The sequence below is a fragment of the Streptomyces sp. NPDC052301 genome (genome assembly GCF_044593395.1).
In the GTDB taxonomy this organism is placed as follows: Bacteria; Actinomycetota; Actinomycetes; order Streptomycetales; family Streptomycetaceae; genus Streptomyces.
Map to the genome: position 1 here is coordinate 553423 of NZ_JBIUBE010000002.1, position 23726 is coordinate 577148.

The following is a 23726-nucleotide window of genomic DNA, read 5'->3' on the forward strand; positions in this document are numbered from 1 at the left end:
CCACGACCTGGCGGGAGTCCGCGGGGATCCGCCGCGCGAAGTGGTCACCGATGCAGGCCCGGAATGCGGGTCGGGCAGGCCGTAGGGGGCGAGGACAGGGTCGGGGTCTGCGGGGGACGGCCGCCGGGGCCCGGCGCGCCGCCGGTGCGAGCGGGACCGGGCGCGGGGGCGGCAGGCCGTGAAGGCGACGCAGAGCGTCCCCGAGGGCCGCGCCGCGAGCCGCGCACGCCACACGCTGTCGATCTGTGCCGGATCATCGTGGCACCGCACACCAGCTGATCGTGCGAGCTTCCGGGCCTTCATCCTGTCGGGCGACCGGCGCCCCGGGCGGCGTCCACCCGGCGACGGGCGCCTGGCCGGAAGTCGGGGACGGCCCGGGCGGCCGAGGAAAACCGTTTGAAATCCACCACTCTGCGACGCGACTCTGTCACGGCTTGTTGCCGCTCCTCGCCGCTTCCCCCCTCCCCTGACACGAGCCACTGGGACGTCATGCGAATTCAAGACCTTCCGTATCCCGACCCGGGCGTGCCCGACGCGCGTTCGGGTCCCCGATTCCTGTGGTGGCTCTGGCGCAGTCAGCTGGGCGGGCAGCTGAAATCGCTCGCCTGGGGCCTGCTCCACTTCGTCTCCGTCTCGTTGCTGCCCTTCTGTGTCGGCCTCGCCGTCCAGTCGGTCGTCGACCGATCCGGCAGCCGGCTCGCCCTGACGGGCGGTCTGCTGCTGCTGTGCGGCACGGGCATCGCCGTCGGCGACACCTTCCTGCACCGCTCAGCCGTCACCAATTGGATCACGGCAGCCGCCCGCATCCAGCAACTGCTCGCCCGTCAGGCCGCCCACCTCGGTTCCGCGCTGACCCGGCGGGTCGCGGCTGGTGAGGTGGTGGCCGTCTCCACCGGTGACGTGGAGAAGATCGGCTGGTTCGTCGAGGCGGTCTCCCGGTTCACCGCTGCGGCGTCCACGGTCGTCGTGGTCGGTGTCGGCCTCCTCCTCTACCAGCCCGCGCTGGGTGTGATCGTCGCCGTCGGCCTGCCCGCCGTGGCCCTGGCGGTGCTGCCGCTGCTGCCCCGGGCCACGCACCGCGCCGACGTCCAGCGGGAGAAGGCGGGCCGCGCCACCGAGCTGGCCTCCGACACCGTCGCCGGGCTGCGCGTCCTGCGCGGCATCGGCGGCGAGGAGCTGTTCCTCGACCGCTACCGCCGGGCCTCGCAGGAGGTACGGCACGCCGCGGTGCGCAGCGCCCGGATGTGGTCGCTCATCTCCGCCCTCCAGGTGCTGCTTCCCGGACTGCTGCTGATCGCGGTGGTCTGGCACGGCATCCACCTGGCCCGCCAGGGCCGGATCGCGGTCGGCGAACTCGTCACCGTCTACAGCGCGGTCATGGTCCTCAACTACCCGCTGCAGCACTTCCAGGAGATCGCCATGGCGTACTCCTTCTCGCGCCCGTCGGCCAAACGGGCGGCGCGCGTGCTGTCGCTGCGGCGGGCCACGGACACCGACGGCACCCGCGAGGCCGAGGTGCCGGGCGGGGATCTGTACGACCCCGGGACCGGGCTGCTCGCCGCCAACGGCCGGTTCACCGCCGTGGTGTGCGGTGACCCGGACGCGGCCGGGCGGCTCGCGGAGCGGCTGGGCGGCCACCCGGCCGAACCGGGCCGCCCGGTGCTGCTCGGTGGGGTGCCGCTGGACGAACTCCCCCTGGACAGCGCCCGTACGGCCGTCCTCGTGCAGGACAAGGACCCGGTACTGCTGTCCGGCACGCTGCGCGAGCTGCTCGACGTCCCCTCCTCCGGAGCCGTGCCGGCCGCGGACGCGCTGGCGGCGGCGCAGTGCGCGGACGTACTCGACGCGCTCGTGCAGGGGTCGTTGGACGCAGCCGACCCGATGGACGCCCGCATCACCGAGCGCGGACGGTCCCTGTCCGGGGGCCAGCGGCAGCGGCTCGCGCTGGCCCGGTCCCTGATCACCGACCCCGAGGTGCTGGTGCTGGACGAGCCGACCTCGGCGGTCGACTCGCACACCGAGGCCAGGATCGCCGACGGCCTGCGCCGACTGCGGTCGGGGCGGACGACGGTGGTGTTCACCTCCTCTCCGCTGCTGCTCGACCGCGCGGACCGGGTCGCCCTGGTCCACGAGGGCGCGGTCGTGGCGACCGGCGTGCACCGGGAGCTGGTCGACAGCGAACCCCGGTACCGGGCCGTGGTGACGCGGGAGACGGACGACGAGCTGACCGCGGCCGACGAGGGCGCCCTGCTGGGCGCCCTCCAGGAGCTGGAAGAGATCGAGGAGAGCGCATGATCGGCGTTGCGCCACCGGCGTACGACCCGGCGGCCCCGACGACCGCCACCACCCTGCCCGTCGGCGCCGCCGCGACCGTGCGTGCCTACGTCACCGAACTCTTCCGCCGGCACCGCCGCGCCTTCCTGCTGCTCATCGGCGTCAACACGGTGGCGGTGGTCGCCTCCATGGTGGGCCCGTACCTGCTCGGCGGACTGGTCGAGCGGGTCTCCGACGGGGCCCGGGAGCTCCATCTGGGCCTGACCGTCGGCCTGTTCGCGCTCGCGCTGGCGGTGCAGGCCGTGTTCGTCCGGCAAGTGCGGCTGCGGGGTGCGATGCTCGGCGAGCGGATGCTGGCCGACCTGCGCGAGGACTTCCTCGTCCGGTCGGTCGGACTGCCGCCGGGCGTGCTGGAGCGGGCGGGCACCGGCGACCTGCTCTCCCGCATCACCACCGACATCGACCGCCTGGCCAACGCCATGCGCGAGGCCGTGCCACAGCTGTCCATCGGTGTCGTGTGGGCCCTGCTGCTGCTCGGCGGGCTCGTCGTGACGGCGCCTCCGCTGGCCGCGGCGGTCCTGGTCGCCGTGCCGGTGCTGGTCGTCGGATGCCGCTGGTACTTCAAGCGGGCGCCCTCCGGCTACCGCTCCGAGGCCGCCGGGTACGCCGCCGTCGCTGCCGCTCTCGCCGAGACCGTGGACGCGGGCCACACCATCGAGGCCCACCGCCTCGGCGCCCGCCGCATCGCCCTGTCGGAGCAGCGGATCAAGGAGTGGACGGCCTGGGAGCGGTACACCCTCTGGCTCAGGTCCGTGCTCTTCCCCGTCATCAACGCCGTCCATGTCCTCGTGCTCGGCTCGGTCCTGATGGTCGGCGGTGTGTTCGTCCTGCAGGGCTGGATCGGCGTGGGCCAGCTGACCACGGGCGCCCTCGTCGCGCAGATGCTCGTCGATCCGGTGAACCTGATCCTGCGCTGGTACGACGAGGTGCAGGTCGCCCAGGTGTCGCTGGCCCGCCTGGTCGGCGTGCGGGACATCGAGCCGGACGCCGGGGACGCCACGCTGGCCCCCGAGGGGCGGGGCGTGCGCGCCGACGGGGTGCACTTCGGCTACCGCGAGGGCGTCGATGTGCTGCGCCGGGTGTCCCTCGAGGTCGCGCCGGGCACCCGGCTGGCCCTGGTCGGCCCATCGGGCGCGGGCAAGTCCACGCTGGGCAGGCTGCTCGCCGGGATCTACGCGCCCCGGGACGGCCGGATCACCCTGGGCGGCGCCGAGCTGTCCCGGATGCCGGCGGAACGAGTCCGCTCGCACGTCGCCCTCGTCAACCAGGAGCACCACGTCTTCGTCGGCTCCCTGCGCGACAACCTGCTGCTGGCCCGCACCGGCGCCACGGACGCCGAGCTGTGGGCGGCCCTCGGGGCCGTGGACGCCGACGGCTGGGCACGGGCGCTGGACGACGGACTGGACACGGAGGTCGGCTCCGGCGGGCTGGCGCTGACCCCGGCGCAGGCCCAGCAGACCGCGCTGGCCCGGCTGGTGCTCGCCGACCCGCACACGCTCGTCCTGGACGAGGCGACCTCGCTGCTCGACCCGCGCGCGGCCCGCCATCTGGAGCGTTCCCTGGCCCGCGTCCTCGACGGCCGGACCGTGGTCGCCATCGCCCACCGGCTGCACACCGCCCACGACGCCGACGTGATCGCCGTCGTGGAGAACGGCCGCATCAGCGAGCTGGGCAGCCACGACGAGCTCGTGGCCGAGGACGGGGTGTACGCGGCGCTGTGGCGCTCCTGGCACGGGTGACGGCCGTGAGGGGGCGTCGGGGGCCGTGATCCGGCGCGGCGGACTGCCGCCGGCGCAGCAGGACCTGGTGCCGGTGCCGGCGGTGTCGCCGGGGGGCTCGGTGGTGAAACGCCGTTCGGGCGTCGTCTCGGCGGGAGGGATCTCTGCGAGGGCGCCGGGGGCGGGACGATCCGCGCTGGGTGCGAGCGCGGGACGGTCCACGCTGGGTGCGAGCGCGGGACGGTCCACGCTGGGTGCGAGGGCGGCACGGTCCACGCTGGGTGCGAGGGCGGCACGGTCCACGGTGGGTGCGAGGGCGGCACGGTCCACGGTGGGTGCGAGGGCGGCACGGTCCACGGTGGGTGCGAGGGCGGCACGATCCGCGCTGGGTGCGAGGGCGGCACGATCCACGGTGGGTGCGAGGGCGGCACGATCCGCGCTGGGTGCGAGCGCGGCACGGTCCACGCTGGGTGCGAGCGCGGCACGGTCCACGCTGGGTGCGAGGGCGGCACGGTCCACGCTGGGTGCGAGGGCGGCACGGTCCACGCTGGGTGCGAGGGCGGGACGATCCGCGCTGGGTGCGGCGGCCGGATGGTCTCCGTCGGTCTCGACCGCGGGAGGGACTGCGGTGGTCCTCGCGGCGGGCCGGTCTCCGTCGACAGCGGCGGCCGGTCCGTCCTCGTCGATCCCCGCCGCAGGACCACCCCGGTCGGCTCCAGCGGCAGGATCGGCTCCCGCGCTCGGCAGCATGATCACGGCGGCGCCGCCGTCCCGGCTGCGGGTGTTCCGGACGCGAGGCGGCCGGGTCGTGGTGCGCCGGGGCCCGGGAGGTTCGTTCGGGGTGCGGGGTGCCTGTGCGGGCCCCGGCGGGAGCCCGTGCCGTTGCGCGGTGCCGAGCAGGGGTGGAAGGCTGGAAAACGGCACCGGCACGGGAAACACCCCGGAACCACCCGGTTCGCGACGTGCGACACCCGTGCCGCACGTGCCGACGGCCGGCCGTCCGCCTCGGCGGCACGCGGCCGTCCTCACCACCTGGAGGTACTCGTGGACAGCGCCGACGGCTGGGGGGACGACGTCTACCAGCCCGATCCCTCGGAGATCCGGGAGGACTCGGGGGTGCTCGACGTCGAGGACACACTGGACTTCGACGGCGTCGACGACCCCCTCGACCGTGGCTGGTCCCCTCCCGAGCGACCGTGGGCGGTCGACCACGTCGGTGTGACGGCCGCCGAGAGAAAAGCGGGGGAAACCCTCGACCAGCGGCTCGCCGAGGAACTGCCGGACCCCGCCGTACCCGACGGCGACGACATCGGGGACTGCACCGGAACCGACGGGGAGCCCCTGGACAACGAGGTCGGCCACCTCCGCTCCGGCCGCCTCGTGGCCCCCGACGAGGGGGCGCACGAGGACGAGGAGCCCGCCCTCGTCGCAACCGACGTCGGCATCGACGGCGCCGCGGCCTCGGCCGAGGAAGCCGCGATGCACGTCGTCGACGAGGACTCCCTGCCCGGCTGATCCGCGTATGCGGACCGATCCGCCGGCCCCCTGCCCGACCGCCCCGCACCAGGAGCCGCCATGCAGCAGGACAAGCACCCCGACTACCACCCCGTGGTCTTCCGCGACCGCGCCGCCGGCTATGCGTTCCTGACCGGCTCCACCGCGCAGAGCGAGCAGACCATCGAGTGGGACGACGGGCAGACCTACCCGGTGATCGACGTGGAGATCTCCTCGGAGAGCCACCCCTTCTACACGGGCAAGGCCCGCACGGTCGACACCGAGGGCCGCATCGCCCGCTTCGAGCGCCGCTACGGCGGAGCGGACGCGACCTGACCGGGAGCCGGCGCTCAGATCACGTTGAGGGCCGCCGCGCAGCCCACTCCTCCGAGCAGCATGAACACGGGCATCAGCACCTTCAGCTCCACCCAGCTGCCCGCCCGGAACCGCATCGCCTTCGGCGGTCCCAGCGGGTACCAGCGCTTGCGGCCCACCGGGATCGGCCACAGGATCGGGCAGCCGGACACGGTCAGCGCGTCCCCGATGTCGTGCACCAGCGCCCCCAGCACGATCGGCAGACCCAGCCACAGGTACTCCTGCCCGGGCGCGGTGAACAGCCAGTCCGAGCCGTTGCCCGGCTTGTCCAGGATCCCGGCGAGGATCCACGCACTGGTCCCCGCCAGCAGCCACACCAGGACATCGCTGCTGGAGCCCCGGGCCGCCCGCCACAGCAGACCCTCGATCGCCAGCACCATGTGCGCGAACAGGATCGCCAGCACCGCCCAGCGGCCCCCGGTGATGGCCGCCGCCGAGCAGCCCCCGCCGATCAGCACCGCCCACACCCAGGTGTGCGTGAGCGTGCGGTGACCGCCGGAGCGACGCGGGTCGCCCTGCTTCCTGGTCGTCTTGTAGACGGCGTACGACAGCTTGTCCACGATCTCGCAGATCCAGCGGGAGAGCGGCCCGAAGGCGCGCGAGATGGTGGCCGCCTTGTGGTCGAGGTCCGGGGCGAGCGCTGCGCCGGCGCAGAGCAGGGCGCCCACGAGGAGGACCGGCCAGGGCATGGGATGCCCGGCCGCCGCGGCGGCCGCTCCCACACCGAGCCAGGCCGCGGCCCCCGACAGTGAGTGTGCTGGTCCCATCATGGCCGCTTCCCGCCCCATTCCTCGTGTGCCGCTGTCCAGTTGACCTGGTGCGCCGACGCCTCGTCGGCGACACAGCGTAGCGGCCATGATCTTCGTACCCGCAGCCGATTCCCCTCTCGGGGAGGAGGCCAGGCAAGATGGGGGCGTGACCCTCATCGATCAGCTGCCGCCGACCGCCGACCCCGACGCCCTGTACGAAGCCTTCGAGTCGTGGGCGCAGGAGCGCGGCCTCACCCTCTATCCCCACCAGGAGGAGGCACTGATCGAGGTGGTCTCCGGGGCGAACGTGATCGTCTCGACGCCCACCGGGTCCGGGAAGAGCATGATCGCCGCGGGTGCGCACTTCGCCGCGCTGGCCCGGGACGAGGTCACCTTCTACACGGCTCCGATCAAGGCGCTGGTGTCGGAGAAGTTCTTCGAGCTGTGCAAGCTGTTCGGCACCGAGAACGTCGGCATGCTCACCGGTGACGCCTCCGTGAACGCCGACGCACCCGTGATCTGCTGCACCGCCGAGGTGCTGGCCTCCATCGCGCTGCGGGACGGCAAGAACGCGGACGTCGGCCAGGTCGTGATGGACGAGTTCCACTTCTACGCCGAGGGCGACCGCGGCTGGGCCTGGCAGATCCCGCTGCTGGAACTCCCCCAGGCGCAGTTCATCCTGATGTCGGCCACCCTGGGCGACGTCTCCTTCTTCGAGAAGGATCTCACCCGCCGCACCGGCCGCCCGACCTCGGTGGTCCGCTCGGCCACCCGACCGGTTCCCCTCTCCTACGAGTACGAGCTCACCCCGCTCACGGAGACCCTCACCGACCTGCTGGAGAGCAGGCAGGCCCCCGTCTACATCGTGCACTTCACGCAGGCGCAGGCCGTGGAGCGGGCGCAGGCGCTGATGAGCATCAACATGTGCACCCGCGAGGAGAAGGACCAGATCGCCGAGCTGATCGGCAACTTCCGCTTCACCACGAAGTTCGGCCGCAACCTCTCCCGCTACGTGCGGCACGGCATCGGCGTGCACCACGCCGGCATGCTGCCCAAGTACCGGCGGCTGGTGGAGAAGCTCGCGCAGGCCGGCCTGCTGAAGGTCATCTGCGGCACGGACACGCTCGGCGTGGGCGTCAACGTGCCCATCCGCACGGTGCTGTTCACCGCCCTGACCAAGTACGACGGCAGCCGGGTCCGCACGCTGCGCGCCCGTGAGTTCCACCAGATCGCGGGCCGGGCCGGGCGGGCCGGGTTCGACACCGCGGGGCTGGTCGTGGCGCAGGCGCCCGAGCACGTCATCGAGAACGAGAAGGCCCTGGCGAAGGCGGGCGACGACCCGAAGAAGCGGCGCAAGGTGGTGCGCAAGAAGGCGCCGGAGGGCTTCGTCGGCTGGACGGAGAACACCTTTCAGAAGCTGATCGAGTCGCAGCCGGAGCCCCTGACCTCGCGCTTCCGGGTGACACACACGATGCTGCTGTCGGTGATCGCCCGGCCGGGCAACGCCTTCGAGGCGATGCGCCACCTGCTGGAGGACAACCACGAGCCGCGCAGGCAGCAGTTGCGGCACATCCGCCGGGCCATCGCGATCTACCGCTCGCTGCTGGACGGCGGGATCGTGGAGAAGCTGGAGAAGCCCGACGCCGAGGGCCGCATCGTCCGGCTCACGGTCGACCTCCAGCAGGACTTCGCGCTCAACCAGCCGCTGTCCACGTTCGCCCTCGCCGCGTTCGAACTCCTCGACCCCGAGTCGCCCTCCTACGCCCTGGACATGGTGTCCGTCGTCGAGTCCACCCTGGACGACCCGCGGCAGATCCTCGTCGCCCAGCAGAACAAGGCGCGCGGCGAGGCCGTGGCCGCGATGAAGGCGGACGGGGTCGAGTACGAGGAGCGCATGGAGCGCCTCCAGGACATCACGTACCCGAAGCCGCTCGAAGAGCTGCTCTTCCACGCGTACAACACCTACCGCAAGAGCCACCCGTGGGTCGGCGACCACCCGCTGTCGCCGAAGTCCGTCATCCGGGACATGTACGAACGTGCGCTTTCCTTCACCGAGTTGGTGTCCTTCTACGAGCTGGCCCGCACCGAGGGCATCGTGCTGCGCTACCTCGCCGGCGCCTACAAGACCCTCGACCACAACATCCCGGACGACCTCAAGTCCGAGGACCTGCAGGACCTGATCGAGTGGCTGGGCGAGATGGTCCGCCAGGTCGACTCCAGCCTGCTGGACGAGTGGGAGCAGCTCGCCAACCCGGAGGAGATGACCGCCGAGGAGGCCCAGGAGAAGGCCGACGAGGTCAAGCCGATCACCACCAACGCACGCGCCTTCCGGGTCCTGGTGCGCAACGCCCTGTTCCGCCGCGTGGAGCTGGCCGCGCTGGACCAGGTGGAGGAGCTGGGCGAGATGGACGCCGAGTCCGGCTGGGACGCCGACGCGTGGGGCGAGGCGATGGACAAGTACTGGGACGAGTACGACGACCTCGGCACCGGTCCCGACGCCCGCGGCCCCAAGCTGCTGGTCATCAACGAGGAGCCTGCGAACGGCCTCTGGCGCGTCCGCCAGATCTTCGACGACCCGCGCGACGACCACGACTGGGGCATCAGCGCGGAGATCGACCTCGCGGCCTCCGACGCCGAGGGCCGTGCGGTCGTCCGCGTGACCGACGTCGGCCAGCTGTGACCACAGGAGAATCCCACCGATGACGACGAACCCGGCCGAGAGACTGGTCGACCTCCTCGACCTGGAGCAGATCGAGGTCAACATCTTCCGCGGCCGCAGCCCCCAGGAGTCCCTGCAACGGGTCTTCGGCGGCCAGGTGGCGGGCCAGGCGCTGGTCGCCGCCGGCCGCACCACCGACGGCGACCGTCCGGTGCACTCGCTGCACGCGTACTTCCTGCGGCCCGGCCGTCCGGGCGTGCCGATCGTGTACCAGGTGGAGCGGGTCCGCGACGGCCGGTCGTTCACCACGCGCCGGGTCACGGCCGTGCAGCAGGGCCGCACGATCTTCAATCTGACCGCCTCCTTTCACAAGGCTGAGGAAGGACCGTTCGAGCACCAGCTGCCGCCGGCCCGTGAGGTGCCGCACCCTGACTCGCTGCCGACGGTGACCGAGGAGATCCGCAAGCACCTGGGCGCGCTGCCGGAACAGCTGGAGCGGATGGCACGCCGCCAGCCCTTCGACATCCGGTACGTCGACCGGCTGCGCTGGCACGCCGAGGAGATCGAGGGCGCCGAGCCGCGCAGCGCCGTGTGGATGCGCGCCGTCGGACCGCTCGGTGACGACCCGCTGGTCCACACCTGCGCGCTGACCTACGCCAGTGACATGACCCTCCTGGACGCGGTTCGTATCCCGGTCGAACCCCTGTGGGGGACGCGGAACTTCGACATGGCCTCGCTGGACCACGCCATGTGGTTCCACCGGCCGTTCCGGGCGGACGAGTGGTTCCTGTACGACCAGGAGTCGCCGGTCGCCACCGGCGGGCGTGGTCTGGCACGTGGGCGCATCTACGACCTGCAGGGGCGACTGCTCGTCTCGGTCGTCCAGGAGGGCCTGTTCAGGCCCCTGTAGGGGCTGCTCGTCGGCACGGGCAGGTCAGCGCCTCGCGGGGGGCGTCGGCATGGCACAGCGGCCGGGCGTTCAGGCTTGGGCGGCCTTCGCGGGCCGTGGGTTTCTGCGCCGCAGCCAGGCACGCAGGCCGCGGTCCGCCTCCGGCGGGGCAGGACTCGACGCGTGGTCCCGGCGAGTGGGTGGCCTGCTCGGCCCCACCGCCGGCCGACCGCGCCACTCGGCCACCCGCAACACCGGCCCACCGCCCGCCTCAGCCGTCCTCGACGCAGAGCCACGGTCCGGCTCGCACGCCGACGACGCCGGACCACCGCCCGGCCCCCGGCCCAGCGGCCTCCGCTCACCGTTCGGCTCGCAGGCCGGCGATGCCGGAGCACCGTCGGCCCCGGAGACCAGTGATACCTGCCCATGGCCCGGCGAACCGGCCGTGGATGTCGACGCACCATCCGGCTGTGGCGTGGGGGCCGCCTGTTCTGCGCTCGGCGCGGACCACCGCGCCACCGGCTCCGCGAGCCGTGTCACCGTGGGCGCCATGGGTGGGACGGGCTGTGCGGCCGTACGCGTCGAGGGCATGACGCGGCGCACCGTCGGACGCGGGGCGGGTACGAGAGTCCGGGCCTCCTTGAGCGCGCGTGCCAGGTCGCTGCGCAGCCAGCCGATCTCGTCGGCGTCCTGCGCGGTCGTGATCCGCTCGGCGAGGCCGGCGGCGGGCGATCCCGGAGCGCCGTGACTGGTCGGCGCGGGCCGGAACCGGTTCAGGTGCCGGCGCTCGTACGGGTCCTTGACGACGTCGGCGATCTCGAGGGGCGGCAGGAAGGCCGCCACGGCCGCGGCTCGGGCCCACGGGTCCTCCGCTTGCCGCAGGAGGAAACCGAGACGGCGCCCTCGCCAGTTGCGGGCGCGCAGGTCCACTCCCGCCGCCAGCCGGCCGCGCAGGCTCTCCGGCGTACGTCCCCTGAGCAGGTGTGCGTTCTCGGCGCCCGCCATGAAGTCCCGCAGCTCTTCCGCGAGATAGAGCCAGACCACGGCTCGATAGCGGTTCAGGTAGAAGCGCACGGGCACGAGCAGGCCCACGCGGGCGAGCCGGGTGAACCGGCCGACCGGGATGTCCATCAGGTCGGCGCCCTCGGCGGTGCCGACGAACCGGACCCGCTCACGGAGCGTCTCGGGGAAGCCGTCCTGCGCACGAAGGCGGTCGATCTCCGCCCGCTCGACCCTCCGGCCTCCTCCCCCGCCCTCGTCGGGCACGGTCCGGATGCGGCCGAGATGCACGGCGAGTTCGAACTCGTATCGCTTGAGGCCCAGTTCTCGAGCGGCGTGGCTCGGTGCGCAGGTGACGGACCTGGGCTGGTCGAAAGTGCTTGCCGACATGGTCGTACTCCCCCGTGGATTCATCGGCCCACGCCCTGCGCGTGCGCCGTGCACTCACAGTAACCAATTCGGCGCAGCTCGTGGCGAGCCTGTGGATAACTCCCCGGGGATCAGGAAACCGCAGGTCAGAGGTCCGTGCTCGGAGCCCGTTCGGGCTGCCTGGCATCGACCCCGAGGTGTTCGCCCACCCGGTTCACGAGCAGGGTCATCTCGTAGGCGATCTGACCGATGTCGGCCTCCGCCCCGCTGAGCACGCACAGACAACTGCCGGCACCGGCCGCGGTCACGAACAGCACGGCGTCGTCGTACTCGATCATGGTCTGGCGCACTCGGCCCGCGCCGAAGTGACGTCCCGAGCCCTTGGCCAGGCTGTGCAGCCCGGACGCCACTGCGGCCAGGTGCTCGGCGTCCTCACGGCGGAGGCCCGTGCTCGCTCCGGTGACCAGCCCGTCGTTGGACAGGACCAGCGCGTGCCGCACGTGGTCCACTCGCTCGGTCAGATCGTCCAGGAGCCAGCCGAGTCCCTGGTTCTGCGCCATGTCCGTCTCTCCCCGTGCGACGTCTCCCCCTGGCTGGAGGAACTTCCCCGCCAGCCTTCCCCACGACCGGCGTACGGGCAAGCAGGATGGGCGCATGGCACAGAAGATGACCGACGAGGAGTGGCGGGCGTTCGTCTCGGCAGGCACCCGTACGGGGAAGCTGTCCACCGTTCGCGCCGATGGGAGCCCTCATGTGGCGCCGATCTGGTTTCTGCTGGACGGGGACGAACTGGTCTTCAACACCGGAAAGGAGACCGTGAAAGGGCGCAATCTCGCCCGTGACGGGCGAGTCGCCCTGTGCGTGGACGACGACCGGCCGCCGTTCCACTTCGTGGTGCTGAACGGCCGCGCCCGGCTGTCGGAGGACCTGGACGAGGTGCGCCACTGGGCGACCCGTATCGCCGCCCGGTACATGGGCGAGGAACGCGCCGAGGAGTACGGTGCCCGCAACGGCGTCCCTGGCGAACTGCTGGTCCGCGTCACCCTCGACAACGTGGTGGCCGTCAAGGACCTGGCGGCCTGAGGGCGTTCAGCCGACCGAGTCGAGGAGCCGGGCGGCGTGCATCCGCCCGGCGTACTCGACGAGCCGGATCAGCACCTCCTTGCCGGAGTCCCGGTTGCGCGCGTCGCACAGCACCACAGGGGTTCCGCGATCGAGGTCGAGGGCCCGGGAGACGTCGGGGACGCCGTAGGCGCGGGCCCCGGCGAAGCAGTTGACGGCGACCACGAACGGGATGCGCCGGTGCTCGAAGTAGTCGACGGCGGGGAAGCAGTCCTCCAGGCGACGGGTGTCCGCGAGGACCACGGCGCCGAGTGCTCCCTGGGACAACTCGTCCCACAGGAACCAGAAGCGGTCCTGACCCGGTGTGCCGAAGAGGTACAGGGACAGACCGGAGCGGATCGTGATGCGCCCGAAGTCCATCGCTACGGTCGTGGTGACCTTCTGGTCCACGCCGTCGGTGTCGTCCACCAGTTGACCGGCCTCACTGAGCAGTTCCTCGGTGCGCAGCGGCCGGATCTCGCTGACGGCCCCGACCAGGGTCGTCTTGCCGACGCCGAACCCGCCGGCGACCAGTATCTTCAGTGCCAGGGCGGAGGAGTCGCCGACGGCGTCGGAGTGCTCGAAGACCATGATCACTTCTCTCGGGAGGGCCGGCTGCGGTCGACGTCCACGTGGTTGCGGAATGAAGTCAGCATCATGACAACGGAGTGTGTTCATTCGGGCGTTCGGAGCGAAAAGCACCTGATGTGACCGAATCCCGCCCGGTTTCTGCCGCAACCCGGTCGGATCGGGGTGCGGCACGGCGTACGGCGGCGTCCGAACGGTCATCTACAGCGCTCGCAACCCCTCGATCACCTCGCGCAGAATGCGCTCGTCGGGCAGGTGCGCAGGGGGCACGGGGCGGCTCACGGTGACACAGCCGAGCTCCAGCAGGTCTCCGAGGAGCACTCTGACCACACCGACGGGGAGGTCCGCGTCCGCGGCGAGTTCGGCGACGGACTGCGTCTCTGTACGGCACAGCTCGAGCAGGGTCCGGTGTTCGGGCCCCAGCCCGGTGTCGTCGTCGAACGCCGGGGCGGCCGGGTCGAGGGTGACGAGCGCGATCAGGTCGAAGCGCACCCCGGTCGGCCCGGGCTGGGTGCGTCCGCCCGTCATGGCGTACGGGCGGACCAGGGGCCCGGCCTCGCCGTCGTACCACTGGGTGCCCGGATCCCACGGGCCGGTCTGGTTCTCGGTCATCGGTGCCGGCTCATCCGGCGGAGGGCGGCTGGGCCGAGAGGCGCGGCGCCGTGTAGAGGTGCTCGCCGACGCGCTTGACCAGCCGCGCCATCTCGTAGGCGACCAGCCCGATGTCGGCGGTGACGGCGGTGAGCACGGCGAGGCAGGAGCCGTCGCCGGCGGCGGCTACGAAGAGGAACGCGTCGTCCATCTCCACCATGGTCTGCCGCACGCCGCCCGCTCCGAAGTGCCGTCCGGCGCCCTTGGCGAGACTGTTGAAGCCGGAGGCCACGGCGGCGAGGTGTTCGGCGTCCTCCCGCGCCAAACCGGTGGAGGCGCCGACGGCCAGTCCGTCGTTGGACAGGACGACGGCGTGCCGCACCTCGCTCACCCGCATCACCAGGTCGTCGAGCAGCCAGTCCAGTTCGCCGGATCGCTGGCCGGCCCTCACGTTCGGGTCCTGGATCATGCCGGGTCTCCTTCGCTGCTGTGTCTGCCCTTTTCGAAGTCGGGGGCGGCGCCACGGCCGGGCGGCCTGCCCCCGCCGCGCGCCCAGCCGTCGCGGTAGGCCGCCAAACGGTCGCGGACCAGTTCCGGGGTGCGCCGGTCGTCGCGCCGTGCCGGTTCCGGCGTCGGCTCTTCGGGACGCTGACGGCGGAGTTGGGGGACGAGGCTCGCCTGGCGCACACGGCGCGGGAGGTCGTCCGAGGGCTCGGAGTCGTCCTGCGGGCGGTGCGGCCTCAAGGCGGTGACTCCGGGAGGCGTGGGGTCGTCCGCACCGCGAGGAGGATGCTGCCCGTGCACGATGGGGCGGGGGCTGGTCCCGTCGGTGGCGCTGTGGTGACCGGGCTCGTCGGTGATGCCGTGCACGCCGGGAACGGTGGCCGCGAGGGCAGGGCGTTCCGAGCGCGCGCCGACGGCCTCCTGGGGTGGGGTGGTGCCCGGCACGCGCGCGTACTCACGTTCCTGCTCCGGGCGGCCCTGCCCGTCCTGGCGGGCAGAACGTTCCGTCGTACCGCTGTGCAACAGCGCGGTCGGCAGCAGGACCACCGCTGTGGTGCCTCCGTAGGGGGAGGTGCGCAGGTGCACCTTGATGTCGTGGCGGGAGGCGAGCCTGCTGACCACGAAGAGTCCGAGGCGGTCGCTGTCGAACAGGTCGAGGGCCTCGGACTGTTCGATGCGCCGGTTGGCCTCGGCGAGGGTGTCGCCCCCCATGCCGAGTCCCCGGTCCTCGATCTCCAGGGCGTAGCCGTTGCCCACGGGTTCTCCGATGACCCGCACGCGCGTGTGGGGCGGTGAGAACTGGGCTGCGTTCTCGACGAGTTCGGCGAGCAGGTGGGTCAGGTCGGCGACGGCGCCGCCGATGACGTGCGCCTCGGGGAGCTGACGGACCTCCACGCGCGCGTAGTCCTCGACTTCCGACACGGCGGCACGTACGACGTTGGTCAGGGAAACCGGCAGGCGCCAGGCCCGGCCCGGTGCGGCCCCGGAAAGGATGATCAGGCTCTCGGCGTGGCGCCGCATCCGGGTGGTGAGGTGGTCGAGACGGAACAGGTCGCTCAGCTCGTTGGGGTCGTCGGAGCGCCGCTCCATGCTGTCGAGGAGGCTGAGCTGGCGGTGGACCAGTACCTGGCTGCGGCGGGCCAGGTTGACGAAGACGCCGGAGATGCCGCTGGCGAGTTCGGCACGCTCCACGGCGGCGCGCAGGGCGGCGCGGTGGACGGTGGTGAGGGCTTCCGCGACCTGCCCGGTCTCGTCCTCGGCGGGCGGTCCGGCGGGCGCCTCGGCCTGGATGTCGATCTCCTCGCCCGAGCGCAGTTTCCGCATGGCCTGCGGGAGTTTGCGACGGGCGATCTCCAGGGCGTCGTTGCGCAGGCTGACGAGTTCGACCACGAGAGCCCGCCCGATGCGCACGGAGATGACGAGCGAGGCGGCGACGGCGGCGAGGCCGAGGAGCACGGCGGCGCCCGCCGGGCTCAGCAGACCGCGGGTGACCGGGTCGGCGCGGCCCGCGACGGCGCGGCCCGTGTCCGCCGCGATGGCCCGCATCCCGTCCTGCACGCGCGCGTGGGCGTCGTTCCAGGCCGCCTGCGATCCCGCACCGGCGGGCTTGCCGGTGAGGATCCTGTCCTCGGCGGCACCGAGAGTGGTGTAGGGACTGCTGTCGGCCAGGTCATGCCAGGCGGTCCGCTGGGCGGCGGGCAGATCGGCGACCGCGGCCTCGGTGAGGGTGCGGCGGGTGGCGACGGCGCTACCGAACAGCCGTAGCCGCTCCGCCTGGAGGGGCCCGGAGGTGTGCGCGCCGGCGAGGACGGCGTCCTCCTGGGCCAGTCCCTCGGCGGCCCGGGAGAATTCCAGCAGCACGCGCGCGTCGGAGCCGACGTCGGCCTGCTGGACGCCGGTCAGGGCCCCGTCCACGGCGAAGGCGTCCTCGATGGACTTGGTGTACTGCGCGTACGCCTCGGCCCAGCCGGTTCTGTGGTCGAGTACGGCCGTCCGCAGCGTGCGCAGGTGCCCGGCCCTCGTGACGAAGGCGGTGAGCCGTCCTGAGACACCGGAGGGCAGTTCCTCGCTGTCGGCGACCGTGCTGTCGTCGCCGAGCCGCAGCCTGGCCACGGCCCGGTCGGTGCGGGCGGCCAGACCTTGGAGGTCGCCGCTGTCTCCCCCGCCGGGCGCGGCCGCATAGCGGACGGCGGCGGTGCGCTCGGTCTGCAGGGCGGCGACGGCCGTGGCCACCGGGGTGCGCAGTTCGGCGTCCACGCGCTGGGACTGGCGCAGCCGCGCCACGTCCTGGGCGGTACTGACGGTGGCGTACGCCCACAGCGCGAGCAGGGAGACGACGGGCACCATCAGGAGGCTCACCACCTTGGCACGCACCGTCCGGGGGCGCAGATACCGACGGCTCCCACGCGTGCGTGCCGAGCCCGGCGCGGTCCCGAGCGGGTGCTCGACGGCCTCGTCGGCGGGCGGACCGGCGTGAGCGCGTCGGCCACGCCTGGGATGCGCCGGGGAGGCGGCTTTCTCGGGTGTACGGGGTGGGCGCATGGCCTCCTCGCTCGGTCGTGGGTCGGGGCGCTCGGGCCGGGGCTCCCGCTAACGGGCGACGGTCTCGACCGGCCGCTGGGCGGAGGCGGACGCCTCGCGCTCGTCGGCCGAGGGCGAGAGGGCGACGAAGGCCGAGGTGATGAACAGGTAGGACCCGAGGCCGACGGCGAGGGGGAAGATGAACTGCATCGCCGTGGCCCCGGGCAGTGATGCGCCGGAGGGGTGCACGCGCACGCTCACCGCGAACATCCCGGTGTAGTGCATGCTGCTGACGGCCGCCCCCATGACGAGGGAGGCGACGGTGACCGCGAGGGGCGACTTGATGTTGAGCCCGGCCCACAGGGCCGCGGTCGCCGCGACGACGGCGATCAGCACCGACAGTCCGACGAGGACGGGGTCGTACGTCACGTGGCCGTGCAGCCGGACGGCCGCCATGCCCAGGTAGTGCATGCTGGCGACGCCCAGCCCGGTGGTGAGTCCGCCGAGGAGGAGCGCCCTGGTGCGGTCACGGCTGTAGCCGACGGCGAAGATGCCGGCCCAGACGACGACCATGGCGACGAGGAGGCTGAGGATGGTCAGCGGCACGTCGTAACGGATGTCGGTGCCGCTGACGCGGAAGCCGAGCATGGCGACGAAGTGCATGGTCCAGATGCCCGTCCCGATCGCCGAGGCGGCGGTGACGAGCCAGTTGCGGCGCGAGCGGCCCGTGGTGGCGAGCGCGCGGACGGTGCACCGCAGCCCGAGGGCGGCGCCTATGCAGGCCATCACGTACGACAGCACGGGGGTCAGCCAGCCGAAGGCTGCGTGGTCCAGGTGTCCCATGGCCCAGGAACGCTAGGGGGCACGGGTGCACAAGGGGGGCGCATTTCGAAACCTGCTGGAATATGACAGGCAGATGCGACGGAACGATCGAGTCCAGCCCGAACATGTGCACCTAGGTGTCCCCCGCGACGGTGAGGAATCATGCGGAACATGAGCGACGACCACACACATGTCCAGGAGTTCTTCGGCGCCCGGGCGGCCGACTGGGACAGCAGGTTCCCCGACGACGGTCCGGCCTACGCTGCTGCCGTCGCCGATGTCGGGCTGCGCCCGGGCGACCGCGTGCTGGACGCGGGCTGTGGCACGGGGCGTGCCCTGCCGCCCCTGCGGGCGGCCGTCGGCCCCTCGGGGGTGGTGCTCGGTGCGGACCTGACCCCGGCGATGCTCCAGGCTGCCGCGCGGGCGGGCAGGGACCGGGACGGGCGGCTGCTGCTCGCGGACGTGGCCCGGCTGCCGCTGCGGTCGGAGTCCTTGGACGCCGTGTTCGCGGCCGGTCTGATCGCACACCTGCCGGACCCGGAGGACAACCTGCGGGAGCTCGCCCGGGTGGTGCGGCCGGGCGGCACGCTCGCACTGTTCCATCCCATCGGCCGTGCCGCCCTGGCGGCGCGGCAGGGCCGGCAGATCACCCCCGACGACCTGCGGGCCGAGACCAACCTCGGCCCGCTGCTGGCCCGTTCGGGATGGCGGATGACCTCGTACGTCGACGAGGACGCCCGTTTCCTCGCCCTCGCGGTGCACGAGGGCTGACGACGCGGACGTTCAGTCGGCCGCGACGGCTGCCACGAAGGCGTCGGGATTGTCGAACATGACGTTGTGACCGGCGCCGGGCACCGTCACCACCCGGACCCCGGTGGCTTCCAGTCTCGCCCGGCCCGCGAGTTCGCCGCTGCGCGCGCCCTGCAGGTAGACGCGGTCCACGGGCAGTCCCTCGAGGATCGTCCGCATCACGGGCTCCGACCCGCGCCGCAGCCCGACGGCGCTGCGGTGCAGGGCACGCGGGTCGGCCAGCCGCATGGTGGCCGCCCACAGCGGCCCCACGGCCCGCAGCACGCGCGCGTGCTCCTTCTCGACGAACGCGTCCTCTTCATGGGCGGCGATTCCGCTGCTGCCGGCGGTCGGCGGCGGAAAGGCGTCGAGATTGGCCTCCGTGAGGACCAGCCGTGAGACGAGGTCAGGGCGCCGGTGCGCCAGCACGATGGCCACGGCACCGCCCATGCTGTGCGCGATCAACTCGGCGCCGGCCACCCCGGCTTCGCCCAGTCCCGCCGCGACGGCGTCGGCGTGCTCCTCCAGCGTGTAACCGAAGTCCCGGGGCCGGTCGCTGATGCCGTGTCCGGGCAGGTCCATGAAGAGGCTGCGCCGGCCCGCGAGTTCGGGACGGGCCGCGATGTGCGCGTGGTACACGGCGGACATCGATCCCAGTCCGTGCAGGTACACCCGGACGGGCTCGGCCCCGGGCACCTCCGTCCAGCGGATACGGCTTCCCTCACTGTCGAACGTTGCCTGCTGCACCGTTCCCCTCCCGTGACGACTGCGTGGCGACCCACGGAAGCATACCTCGGCAACGATGTATGACGTAAGCGCACTATAATTCTGCCGAGGTACCACGGCGTGGGGGAGAATGCGGCCATGCTGGAACTCGCCATCCTCGGTTTCCTGTACGACGCCCCGCTGCACGGATACGTCCTGCGCCGGCACATCGCGGCGCTCACCGGCCATGTGCGGCCTGTCGCCGAGAGCACGCTGTACCCGGCGATCAAACGGCTGGAGAAGGCCGGCTTTCTGGTGCGGGCGACCGAGCCCGGCGCCGTGGCCGCCCCGCGCCATGTGCTGACGCTCACCGAGGAGGGCGGGCGCGAGCTGAAGCGCCGGCTGGCCGAGCCCGTGCAGCGCGAGATCACCGACGAGAACCACTGGTTCACCCTGCTCGCGTTCCTGCGGCACCTGGAGGACCCCGCCGCGCAGGCGGTCGTGCTGCGCCGCAGGCTGGCCTTCCTGGAGGAGCCTGCGAGCTTCTTCTACGACGGCGACCGGCCGATGCGCGCCGAGGAACTGCACGACCCCTTCCGGCGCGGGGTCCTCACCATCGCGCGTGCCACGAGCCGGGCGGAACTGGCCTGGCTGCGCGAGACCCTCGCGTCACTCGACGGGGTCGCCCGCTGAGGCGTCCCGATGCCGTACCGGACAGCCGCGCAGCCCGGGAACCGGGCGGGTGCCCAGGTCGGCCACGCGGTAGCCGTTCGGGTAACCCTTGATCTCCCGGTTCTGGCGCGCGAAGTGCGGGCCGCGGCGGGGCGGCAGCAGCCGGACGAGCCGGCCGCGTGTCCGCACCGCGCGGCGCACCAGCGCGGAGGTGGCCACGCCGGGCTGCGGGTAGCGGAACGCACGCAGCAGCGGTTCGTCGAGCAGGGCGAGCGTGGCCGTGCGCAGCAGCGGCGCCAGGGGGCGCGGATACCAGGACGCCATCAGGTCGAGGGTGGCGTCGGAGACCCGCCGGGCCTGCTCGTCCCAGGCGAAGTGGGCCTCCTCGTAGGCGTCGAGGAGCGCTTCGAACTCCTCGTAGGTCTCGGGGATGTCGGGGATGCCCATGTGGCGGCCGAGGGTGCGGTAGTACTCCGTGGTGGCGACGATCTCGTGCCGGGACAGCCGCCGCCAGCCGTAGGCGTCGATCCAGCGCCTGGGCACCACGACGAAGGTGCTCAGCACGTACCGCATGTCGTCGTCGCTGATGTCGTAACTGCGGTGCATCCGGTTGATGCGGCGGATGGCGGTCCGCCCCTCCTCGGCGGCGAAGCCGTGCTCCACGACGGTGTCGAGGAGCAGCACGGTGTCGTCGTAGCGCTTCTGGGTGCGTTCGGTCAGCTCCGCCGTCCGGGCGAGCAGTCGCCCGATGCTCGGCACGGCGTACGTGCGGTACAGAGCCAGTTCCAGGGCGCGGGTGTAGTCCCAGGGGAACTCGACCGTGGCACTGATCCGGTAGATCTCCAGCGCGTCCGCCACCGGGTCCAGGCGGCGGATCCGAGCGAGCTGCTCGAACCGCTTCACCGTGTCGTCCCCCTTCTGTCGCCGGAACTCCAACTCTACGTTGAGCAGTGGCAGCTGACCGATCGACATCAGGCCCGTTCCGGGGAGGGTGGTCCGCATGTTCGACACGATCCGCAGGTACACCGCAAGGCTCCGCACCTCCGCACACGCGCAGCCGCAGGGCGCCGGGGAGAGGCGTGCACACAACTTGTTCGAAGCGGCGGCCGTGTATGTGGCGGCCCGCGTGGAGGACGATCAGGACCGGATCGAGGAGGCGGCGGCCTGGGTGTCTCCGGAGGCGCTGTCGTTCGGGGTGAGCGAACTGGCCTGCCGGGCGGTCGTCGCGCTGGCCCGGGAGCGGGACGAGTCGCCGGGGGCGGTGGCCCGGGATCTTCTCGGGCTGCCCGCGGCCTGAGGAACCGCCTGCTCAGGTCGTGGTCGTTTCGCCCCCGTCCAGGCGGAAAACTGCAGCTCCGCGTGGTGTGAGGAGTCGTGACAAGCGGCTTCCGCTCGCACTAGGGTGCGCGCCGATGGACGAACCACTGGGGAGGCAGGGATGGCCGGGACGGACGATGAGGCCGTCGCCGCCGCGGACGACGCGCTGTATGTGCTGACGGCGGTACTGCTGACGCCGGCGCAGTTTCCGAGCGTGCTGGGCGACGACTACCCGGAGGCCTGCGCGGCGCTGGGGCTCGCGCCCCGCGCCGACGGCTACGGCCTGGTGCTGGGGCAGGACGGTGACGGCGCCCGCTGGACGGTCGTGATCGACGACGTCTCGCTGGTCGCCGTGGCGATCGCGTCCTGGGACTGCGGCATGGAGTACGAGCTGTCGCCGGACGAGCGCGCGGTCGTGGCCGCCCTGCCGGGCTGGCCGCTGGCGGTCGCCGTGGCGGCTCCAGGTGTGGCCGCGCCGCATGATCCCGCTCCCGAGGTGGCCGACCGGCCTGCGCTGAGCCCGCCGGACACCAGTTTCTGGGGGCCGGCCCAGCGGCGCCTGGGCGCGGACGAGATCGCGCTGCAGTGGGCGGTGTGGCGGGAGCAGATCGACGACGCCGACTTCTCCGCGTCCGGCGAGCAGGCGGGTGAGCAGGCGCAGTCGGCCGCATCCTCGGCCGAGGGCGGGGAGAGCGCCCCGCGCGGCGGCCACCGGGGGATCCGGCGGGTACTGGCGGAGGCGCGCGCCTACGTCGATTCCCCTCCCCCGCTCGGGCGGGTGCGCTCGTCGTTCGCCCCCGGTGACGCCCGAACGCTGCGCGCCGACGGCCCCGGCTGGTCGATGGTGGCCCGCACGGACGACATCGCGTTCGTGCTGCTCGACGAGGAGCCCGGCGAGGTCCTGCCGGTGGGCAGGGGACCGGAGCTGCCCGGCCTGCTGGAGGCGCTCGACAAGATGGCCGTACGCCCCCTGTGAGGCCCGGGGAGCCGCGCGAGGTGGTGCGCGGCTCCCGGTGCTCCGGTGGGTCCGCTCAAGCCCCTGAGCGGGCGTTCACGGCCGTGCGGCGGGGCCTCAGCGGCCCAGTTCCTTACGGGTGACCCGGCGGAGCCTGCGCCGCTGCGAGGGGTCCAGCGCCAGGTAGGCGGCCACCGGAACTCCCACCACGATCAGGAACGACACCCACCAGGGCAGCCATATCAGCAGGATCAGCCCGACCGCCACACCCCCTACGGCGATCTTCGCGTTGTTGGACATCAGCCTCGCCTCCTCCGCGGCCACTGCCGCTTCCTGCTGTGAGAACGGCCTCCCGTTCCCCACGGTTCCGGACTCCGGCCCCGAGCTCCACCGGAGGAGCCCTGAGATGCCCCTGACGGGGCCCCGGGGACGCCTCCCGGCTCACCCCCGGTGGATCCGGCCGTGCCAGCACTCGACGTCCCAGCGGGCACGGTCCTCCGATCTGCCCCGGGCCCGGGTCCGCGTGCCGGCGGCGACGGTCACATGACGGTCCGCGGTCAGGCAGAACACGGCGAAGATCCGCTCGTGGGTGAGCTCGAGGCTCTGGTCGCCGTACCAGTCCGCGACGAGCCCCTGATCGTCCGCGAGGAACGGGCGCTGGAGGAATTCCTGCACCTCGGCGGGGAAGTTGCCGAGAGCGCCTCTGGCGGCCTGGTCCAGGTTCAACGAGCGCGCGGCCCCAGGAGGGGATTGCAGCGCTCCGTGCGCCGCGTCCGCCCGCAGGCCTTCGGTGGCCGGCGGGGCGTCCGTGCCGGGCCCTGTCGTGCTGAACGACCGGCGCCGGACCGACCCGGGCTCCAGTTTCAGGCGCTCGCCCTGAAGGACCGGCCGCCCGCCCCTGATCACGAACCCGGCCTGGCACAGCCCACGGGGACCGAAGACGAACGCCTTGGGACGGCCGTCGGGGTCGAGCCGCGCCCACCACGCCCAGACGCCTCCGGCCTTCTGCTCCAACTTGTCCCGGGCGCTCGGCTCCAGCATGTCCCAGCACTGGTGCCGGTTGGGGAAGGAGTCGTCGAAGCCGAAGCCCCCGGGGCGATGGACGGCCGGCGTCGTCCCGGCGGGCTCGTGGCGTGTCCGGCGTGACTGTTCCGCTCGACGCGTCTCCAGCTCGGCCAGCCGCTCGCGCCGCGTCGTCGGCCACCGGTCCCGTCCCTGCGCACCGGCCCGTCCCCGCGCACCGGACTGTCCAGGCTCCGGGGACTCCGTGGGCCGCGCCTCCGTCATGCTCTCCCCCTCGCTCGGCCGCAGCACTCGACAGCGGTAGCGGCCATTGTCCGCGCATCACGGGCGTTTGCCACCCGTTCGCCGCTGTCGAACAGATTGTGAAGTGGTCCGGTTCATCACCACGCATGCGCGGACCGCCTTCGCCTGCTGTGCCTTCGGCGGCCCGGCCCCGGTGGTCGAATGTGAAAGGTGGGGCAGAGCTGTGCAGACGACGCCGACGGCGCCACGCTCCGACCTGCCCGAACCGGCCCGGTGCCGCACCGCGTTCCTGCCGGCCTACCCCCGCGCG

General features: G+C 72.5%; 22 protein-coding genes and 1 pseudogene. 11 read left to right on the forward strand and 12 right to left on the reverse strand.

Features of this window, described 5'->3' with window-relative positions:
* Positions 1-489: 489 nt before the first annotated feature.
* From ACIHEJ_RS06170 to ACIHEJ_RS06185, 4 genes are all read left to right on the forward strand, one after another.
* Positions 490-2295 (forward strand): ABC transporter transmembrane domain-containing protein, encoded by a 1806-nt coding sequence (locus ACIHEJ_RS06170; protein ID WP_400132444.1) that lies wholly within the window; start codon positions 490-492, stop codon positions 2293-2295.
* The gene (locus ACIHEJ_RS06175) at positions 2292-4073 is read left to right on the forward strand and encodes an ABC transporter ATP-binding protein (RefSeq protein WP_400132445.1); all 1782 of its coding nucleotides are present in this window, start codon (positions 2292-2294) and stop codon (positions 4071-4073) included. The genes ACIHEJ_RS06170 and ACIHEJ_RS06175 overlap by 4 nt, the downstream gene beginning before the upstream one ends.
* A gap of 1023 nt (positions 4074-5096) precedes the next feature.
* The gene (locus ACIHEJ_RS06180; RefSeq protein ID WP_400132446.1) at positions 5097-5567 is read left to right on the forward strand and encodes a DUF5709 domain-containing protein; all 471 of its coding nucleotides are present in this window, start codon (positions 5097-5099) and stop codon (positions 5565-5567) included.
* A gap of 60 nt (positions 5568-5627) precedes the next feature.
* On the forward strand, positions 5628-5882 hold the full coding sequence (locus ACIHEJ_RS06185) for a type B 50S ribosomal protein L31 (protein ID WP_400132447.1): 255 nt from the start codon (positions 5628-5630) through the stop codon (positions 5880-5882).
* Positions 5883-5896: 14 nt separating this feature from the next.
* On the opposite strand, the gene ACIHEJ_RS06190 is transcribed toward ACIHEJ_RS06185, so the two are convergent.
* The gene (locus ACIHEJ_RS06190; RefSeq protein ID WP_400132448.1) at positions 5897-6691 is read right to left on the reverse strand and encodes a metal-dependent hydrolase; all 795 of its coding nucleotides are present in this window, start codon (positions 6689-6691) and stop codon (positions 5897-5899) included.
* A 145-nt stretch (positions 6692-6836) separates the two neighbouring features.
* Between ACIHEJ_RS06190 and ACIHEJ_RS06195 the strand changes: the two genes are divergently transcribed.
* Together ACIHEJ_RS06195 and ACIHEJ_RS06200 are read left to right on the forward strand one after the other, a co-directional pair.
* Positions 6837-9350, forward strand: coding sequence for a DEAD/DEAH box helicase (locus tag ACIHEJ_RS06195; protein WP_400132449.1), 2514 nt, complete (start codon positions 6837-6839; stop codon positions 9348-9350).
* 19 nt (positions 9351-9369) lie between these two features.
* Entirely contained in the window at positions 9370-10239 is an 870-nt protein-coding gene (locus ACIHEJ_RS06200) for an acyl-CoA thioesterase (RefSeq protein ID WP_400132450.1), read from the forward strand.
* Positions 10240-10761: 522 nt separating this feature from the next.
* Here ACIHEJ_RS06200 and ACIHEJ_RS06205 read toward each other — a convergent pair.
* A pseudogene (locus ACIHEJ_RS06205) lies at positions 10762-11607 on the reverse strand (DUF6397 family protein); the annotation flags it as partial.
* 125 nt (positions 11608-11732) lie between these two features.
* Positions 11733-12146 carry a roadblock/LC7 domain-containing protein gene (locus tag ACIHEJ_RS06210; RefSeq protein WP_400132451.1) on the reverse strand — a complete coding sequence of 138 codons (414 nt, stop codon included), beginning with the start codon at positions 12144-12146 and terminating at the stop codon, positions 11733-11735.
* A 94-nt stretch (positions 12147-12240) separates the two neighbouring features.
* Between ACIHEJ_RS06210 and ACIHEJ_RS06215 the strand changes: the two genes are divergently transcribed.
* Entirely contained in the window at positions 12241-12669 is a 429-nt protein-coding gene (locus ACIHEJ_RS06215; RefSeq protein WP_400132452.1) for a PPOX class F420-dependent oxidoreductase, read from the forward strand.
* A gap of 6 nt (positions 12670-12675) precedes the next feature.
* On the opposite strand, the gene ACIHEJ_RS06220 is transcribed toward ACIHEJ_RS06215, so the two are convergent.
* The 5 genes from ACIHEJ_RS06220 to ACIHEJ_RS06240 form a co-directional block, all read right to left on the reverse strand.
* A complete protein-coding gene (locus ACIHEJ_RS06220; protein ID WP_400132453.1) occupies positions 12676-13278 on the reverse strand; it encodes a GTP-binding protein in 603 nt (200 codons plus the stop codon).
* Positions 13279-13476: 198 nt separating this feature from the next.
* Positions 13477-13887 carry a DUF742 domain-containing protein gene (locus ACIHEJ_RS06225; RefSeq protein WP_400132454.1) on the reverse strand — a complete coding sequence of 137 codons (411 nt, stop codon included), beginning with the start codon at positions 13885-13887 and terminating at the stop codon, positions 13477-13479.
* Between the two features lie 10 nt (positions 13888-13897).
* Positions 13898-14335, reverse strand: a complete 438-nt coding sequence (locus ACIHEJ_RS06230; RefSeq protein ID WP_400132455.1) for a roadblock/LC7 domain-containing protein — start codon at positions 14333-14335, stop codon at positions 13898-13900.
* The gene (locus tag ACIHEJ_RS06235) at positions 14332-16911 is read right to left on the reverse strand and encodes a nitrate- and nitrite sensing domain-containing protein (RefSeq protein ID WP_400132456.1); all 2580 of its coding nucleotides are present in this window, start codon (positions 16909-16911) and stop codon (positions 14332-14334) included. Before ACIHEJ_RS06235 ends, ACIHEJ_RS06230 begins: the two co-directional genes overlap by 4 nt.
* A gap of 48 nt (positions 16912-16959) precedes the next feature.
* Complete coding sequence (locus ACIHEJ_RS06240; protein ID WP_400132457.1) at positions 16960-17733, reverse strand: MHYT domain-containing protein; 774 nt, start codon at positions 17731-17733, stop codon at positions 16960-16962.
* Positions 17734-17883: 150 nt separating this feature from the next.
* Here ACIHEJ_RS06240 and ACIHEJ_RS06245 point away from each other — a divergent pair, with 150 nt between their 5' ends.
* Complete coding sequence (locus tag ACIHEJ_RS06245) at positions 17884-18483, forward strand: class I SAM-dependent methyltransferase (RefSeq protein WP_400132458.1); 600 nt, start codon at positions 17884-17886, stop codon at positions 18481-18483.
* A 12-nt stretch (positions 18484-18495) separates the two neighbouring features.
* Here the strand turns inward: ACIHEJ_RS06245 and ACIHEJ_RS06250 are convergent, their stop codons facing one another.
* Positions 18496-19248: an alpha/beta fold hydrolase gene (locus ACIHEJ_RS06250; RefSeq protein WP_400132459.1), complete on the reverse strand. Its 753-nt coding sequence runs from the start codon at positions 19246-19248 to the stop codon at positions 18496-18498.
* Between the two features lie 117 nt (positions 19249-19365).
* On the opposite strand from ACIHEJ_RS06250, the gene ACIHEJ_RS06255 reads away from it, so the two are divergent.
* Positions 19366-19899, forward strand: coding sequence for a PadR family transcriptional regulator (locus tag ACIHEJ_RS06255; RefSeq protein WP_400132871.1), 534 nt, complete (start codon positions 19366-19368; stop codon positions 19897-19899).
* Here the strand turns inward: ACIHEJ_RS06255 and ACIHEJ_RS06260 are convergent.
* Positions 19876-20781: an oxygenase MpaB family protein gene (locus tag ACIHEJ_RS06260; protein WP_400132873.1), complete on the reverse strand. Its 906-nt coding sequence runs from the start codon at positions 20779-20781 to the stop codon at positions 19876-19878. The two genes, ACIHEJ_RS06255 and ACIHEJ_RS06260, sit on opposite strands and share 24 nt — an antisense overlap.
* Before the next feature lie 97 nt (positions 20782-20878).
* Here ACIHEJ_RS06260 and ACIHEJ_RS06265 point away from each other — a divergent pair, with 97 nt between their 5' ends.
* Both ACIHEJ_RS06265 and ACIHEJ_RS06270 read left to right on the forward strand, forming a co-directional pair.
* Positions 20879-21175, forward strand: a complete 297-nt coding sequence (locus ACIHEJ_RS06265) for a hypothetical protein (RefSeq protein WP_400132460.1) — start codon at positions 20879-20881, stop codon at positions 21173-21175.
* A gap of 141 nt (positions 21176-21316) precedes the next feature.
* Entirely contained in the window at positions 21317-22171 is an 855-nt protein-coding gene (locus ACIHEJ_RS06270; RefSeq protein ID WP_400132461.1) for a hypothetical protein, read from the forward strand.
* A gap of 96 nt (positions 22172-22267) precedes the next feature.
* Here ACIHEJ_RS06270 and ACIHEJ_RS06275 read toward each other — a convergent pair whose 3' ends face one another.
* Together ACIHEJ_RS06275 and ACIHEJ_RS06280 are read right to left on the reverse strand one after the other, a co-directional pair.
* Positions 22268-22450: a hypothetical protein gene (locus tag ACIHEJ_RS06275; protein ID WP_366015482.1), complete on the reverse strand. Its 183-nt coding sequence runs from the start codon at positions 22448-22450 to the stop codon at positions 22268-22270.
* Between the two features lie 141 nt (positions 22451-22591).
* Positions 22592-23437: a hypothetical protein gene (locus ACIHEJ_RS06280; RefSeq protein ID WP_400132462.1), complete on the reverse strand. Its 846-nt coding sequence runs from the start codon at positions 23435-23437 to the stop codon at positions 22592-22594.
* Between the last annotated feature and the right edge of the window lie 289 nt (positions 23438-23726).

Excerpts from the sequence above, each read along its gene's own strand:
- ACIHEJ_RS06170 (WP_400132444.1), top strand. The coding sequence starts at position 490 with ATGCGAATTCAAGACCTTCCGTATCCCGACCCGGGCGTGCCCGACGCG.
- ACIHEJ_RS06175 (WP_400132445.1), top strand. The coding sequence starts at position 2,292 with ATGATCGGCGTTGCGCCACCGGCGTACGACCCGGCGGCCCCGACGACC.
- ACIHEJ_RS06185 (WP_400132447.1), top strand. The coding sequence starts at position 5,628 with ATGCAGCAGGACAAGCACCCCGACTACCACCCCGTGGTCTTCCGCGAC.
- ACIHEJ_RS06190 (WP_400132448.1), bottom strand. The coding sequence starts at position 6,691 with ATGATGGGACCAGCACACTCACTGTCGGGGGCCGCGGCCTGGCTCGGT.
- ACIHEJ_RS06200 (WP_400132450.1), top strand. The coding sequence starts at position 9,370 with ATGACGACGAACCCGGCCGAGAGACTGGTCGACCTCCTCGACCTGGAG.
- ACIHEJ_RS06210 (WP_400132451.1), bottom strand. The coding sequence starts at position 12,146 with ATGGCGCAGAACCAGGGACTCGGCTGGCTCCTGGACGATCTGACCGAG.
- ACIHEJ_RS06215 (WP_400132452.1), top strand. The coding sequence starts at position 12,241 with ATGGCACAGAAGATGACCGACGAGGAGTGGCGGGCGTTCGTCTCGGCA.
- ACIHEJ_RS06220 (WP_400132453.1), bottom strand. The coding sequence starts at position 13,278 with ATGGTCTTCGAGCACTCCGACGCCGTCGGCGACTCCTCCGCCCTGGCA.
- ACIHEJ_RS06225 (WP_400132454.1), bottom strand. The coding sequence starts at position 13,887 with ATGACCGAGAACCAGACCGGCCCGTGGGATCCGGGCACCCAGTGGTAC.
- ACIHEJ_RS06230 (WP_400132455.1), bottom strand. The coding sequence starts at position 14,335 with ATGATCCAGGACCCGAACGTGAGGGCCGGCCAGCGATCCGGCGAACTG.
- ACIHEJ_RS06235 (WP_400132456.1), bottom strand. The coding sequence starts at position 16,911 with ATGCGCCCACCCCGTACACCCGAGAAAGCCGCCTCCCCGGCGCATCCC.
- ACIHEJ_RS06240 (WP_400132457.1), bottom strand. The coding sequence starts at position 17,733 with ATGGGACACCTGGACCACGCAGCCTTCGGCTGGCTGACCCCCGTGCTG.
- ACIHEJ_RS06245 (WP_400132458.1), top strand. The coding sequence starts at position 17,884 with ATGAGCGACGACCACACACATGTCCAGGAGTTCTTCGGCGCCCGGGCG.
- ACIHEJ_RS06255 (WP_400132871.1), top strand. The coding sequence starts at position 19,366 with ATGCTGGAACTCGCCATCCTCGGTTTCCTGTACGACGCCCCGCTGCAC.
- ACIHEJ_RS06265 (WP_400132460.1), top strand. The coding sequence starts at position 20,879 with ATGTTCGACACGATCCGCAGGTACACCGCAAGGCTCCGCACCTCCGCA.
- ACIHEJ_RS06270 (WP_400132461.1), top strand. The coding sequence starts at position 21,317 with ATGGCCGGGACGGACGATGAGGCCGTCGCCGCCGCGGACGACGCGCTG.
- ACIHEJ_RS06275 (WP_366015482.1), bottom strand. The coding sequence starts at position 22,450 with ATGTCCAACAACGCGAAGATCGCCGTAGGGGGTGTGGCGGTCGGGCTG.
- ACIHEJ_RS06280 (WP_400132462.1), bottom strand. The coding sequence starts at position 23,437 with ATGACGGAGGCGCGGCCCACGGAGTCCCCGGAGCCTGGACAGTCCGGT.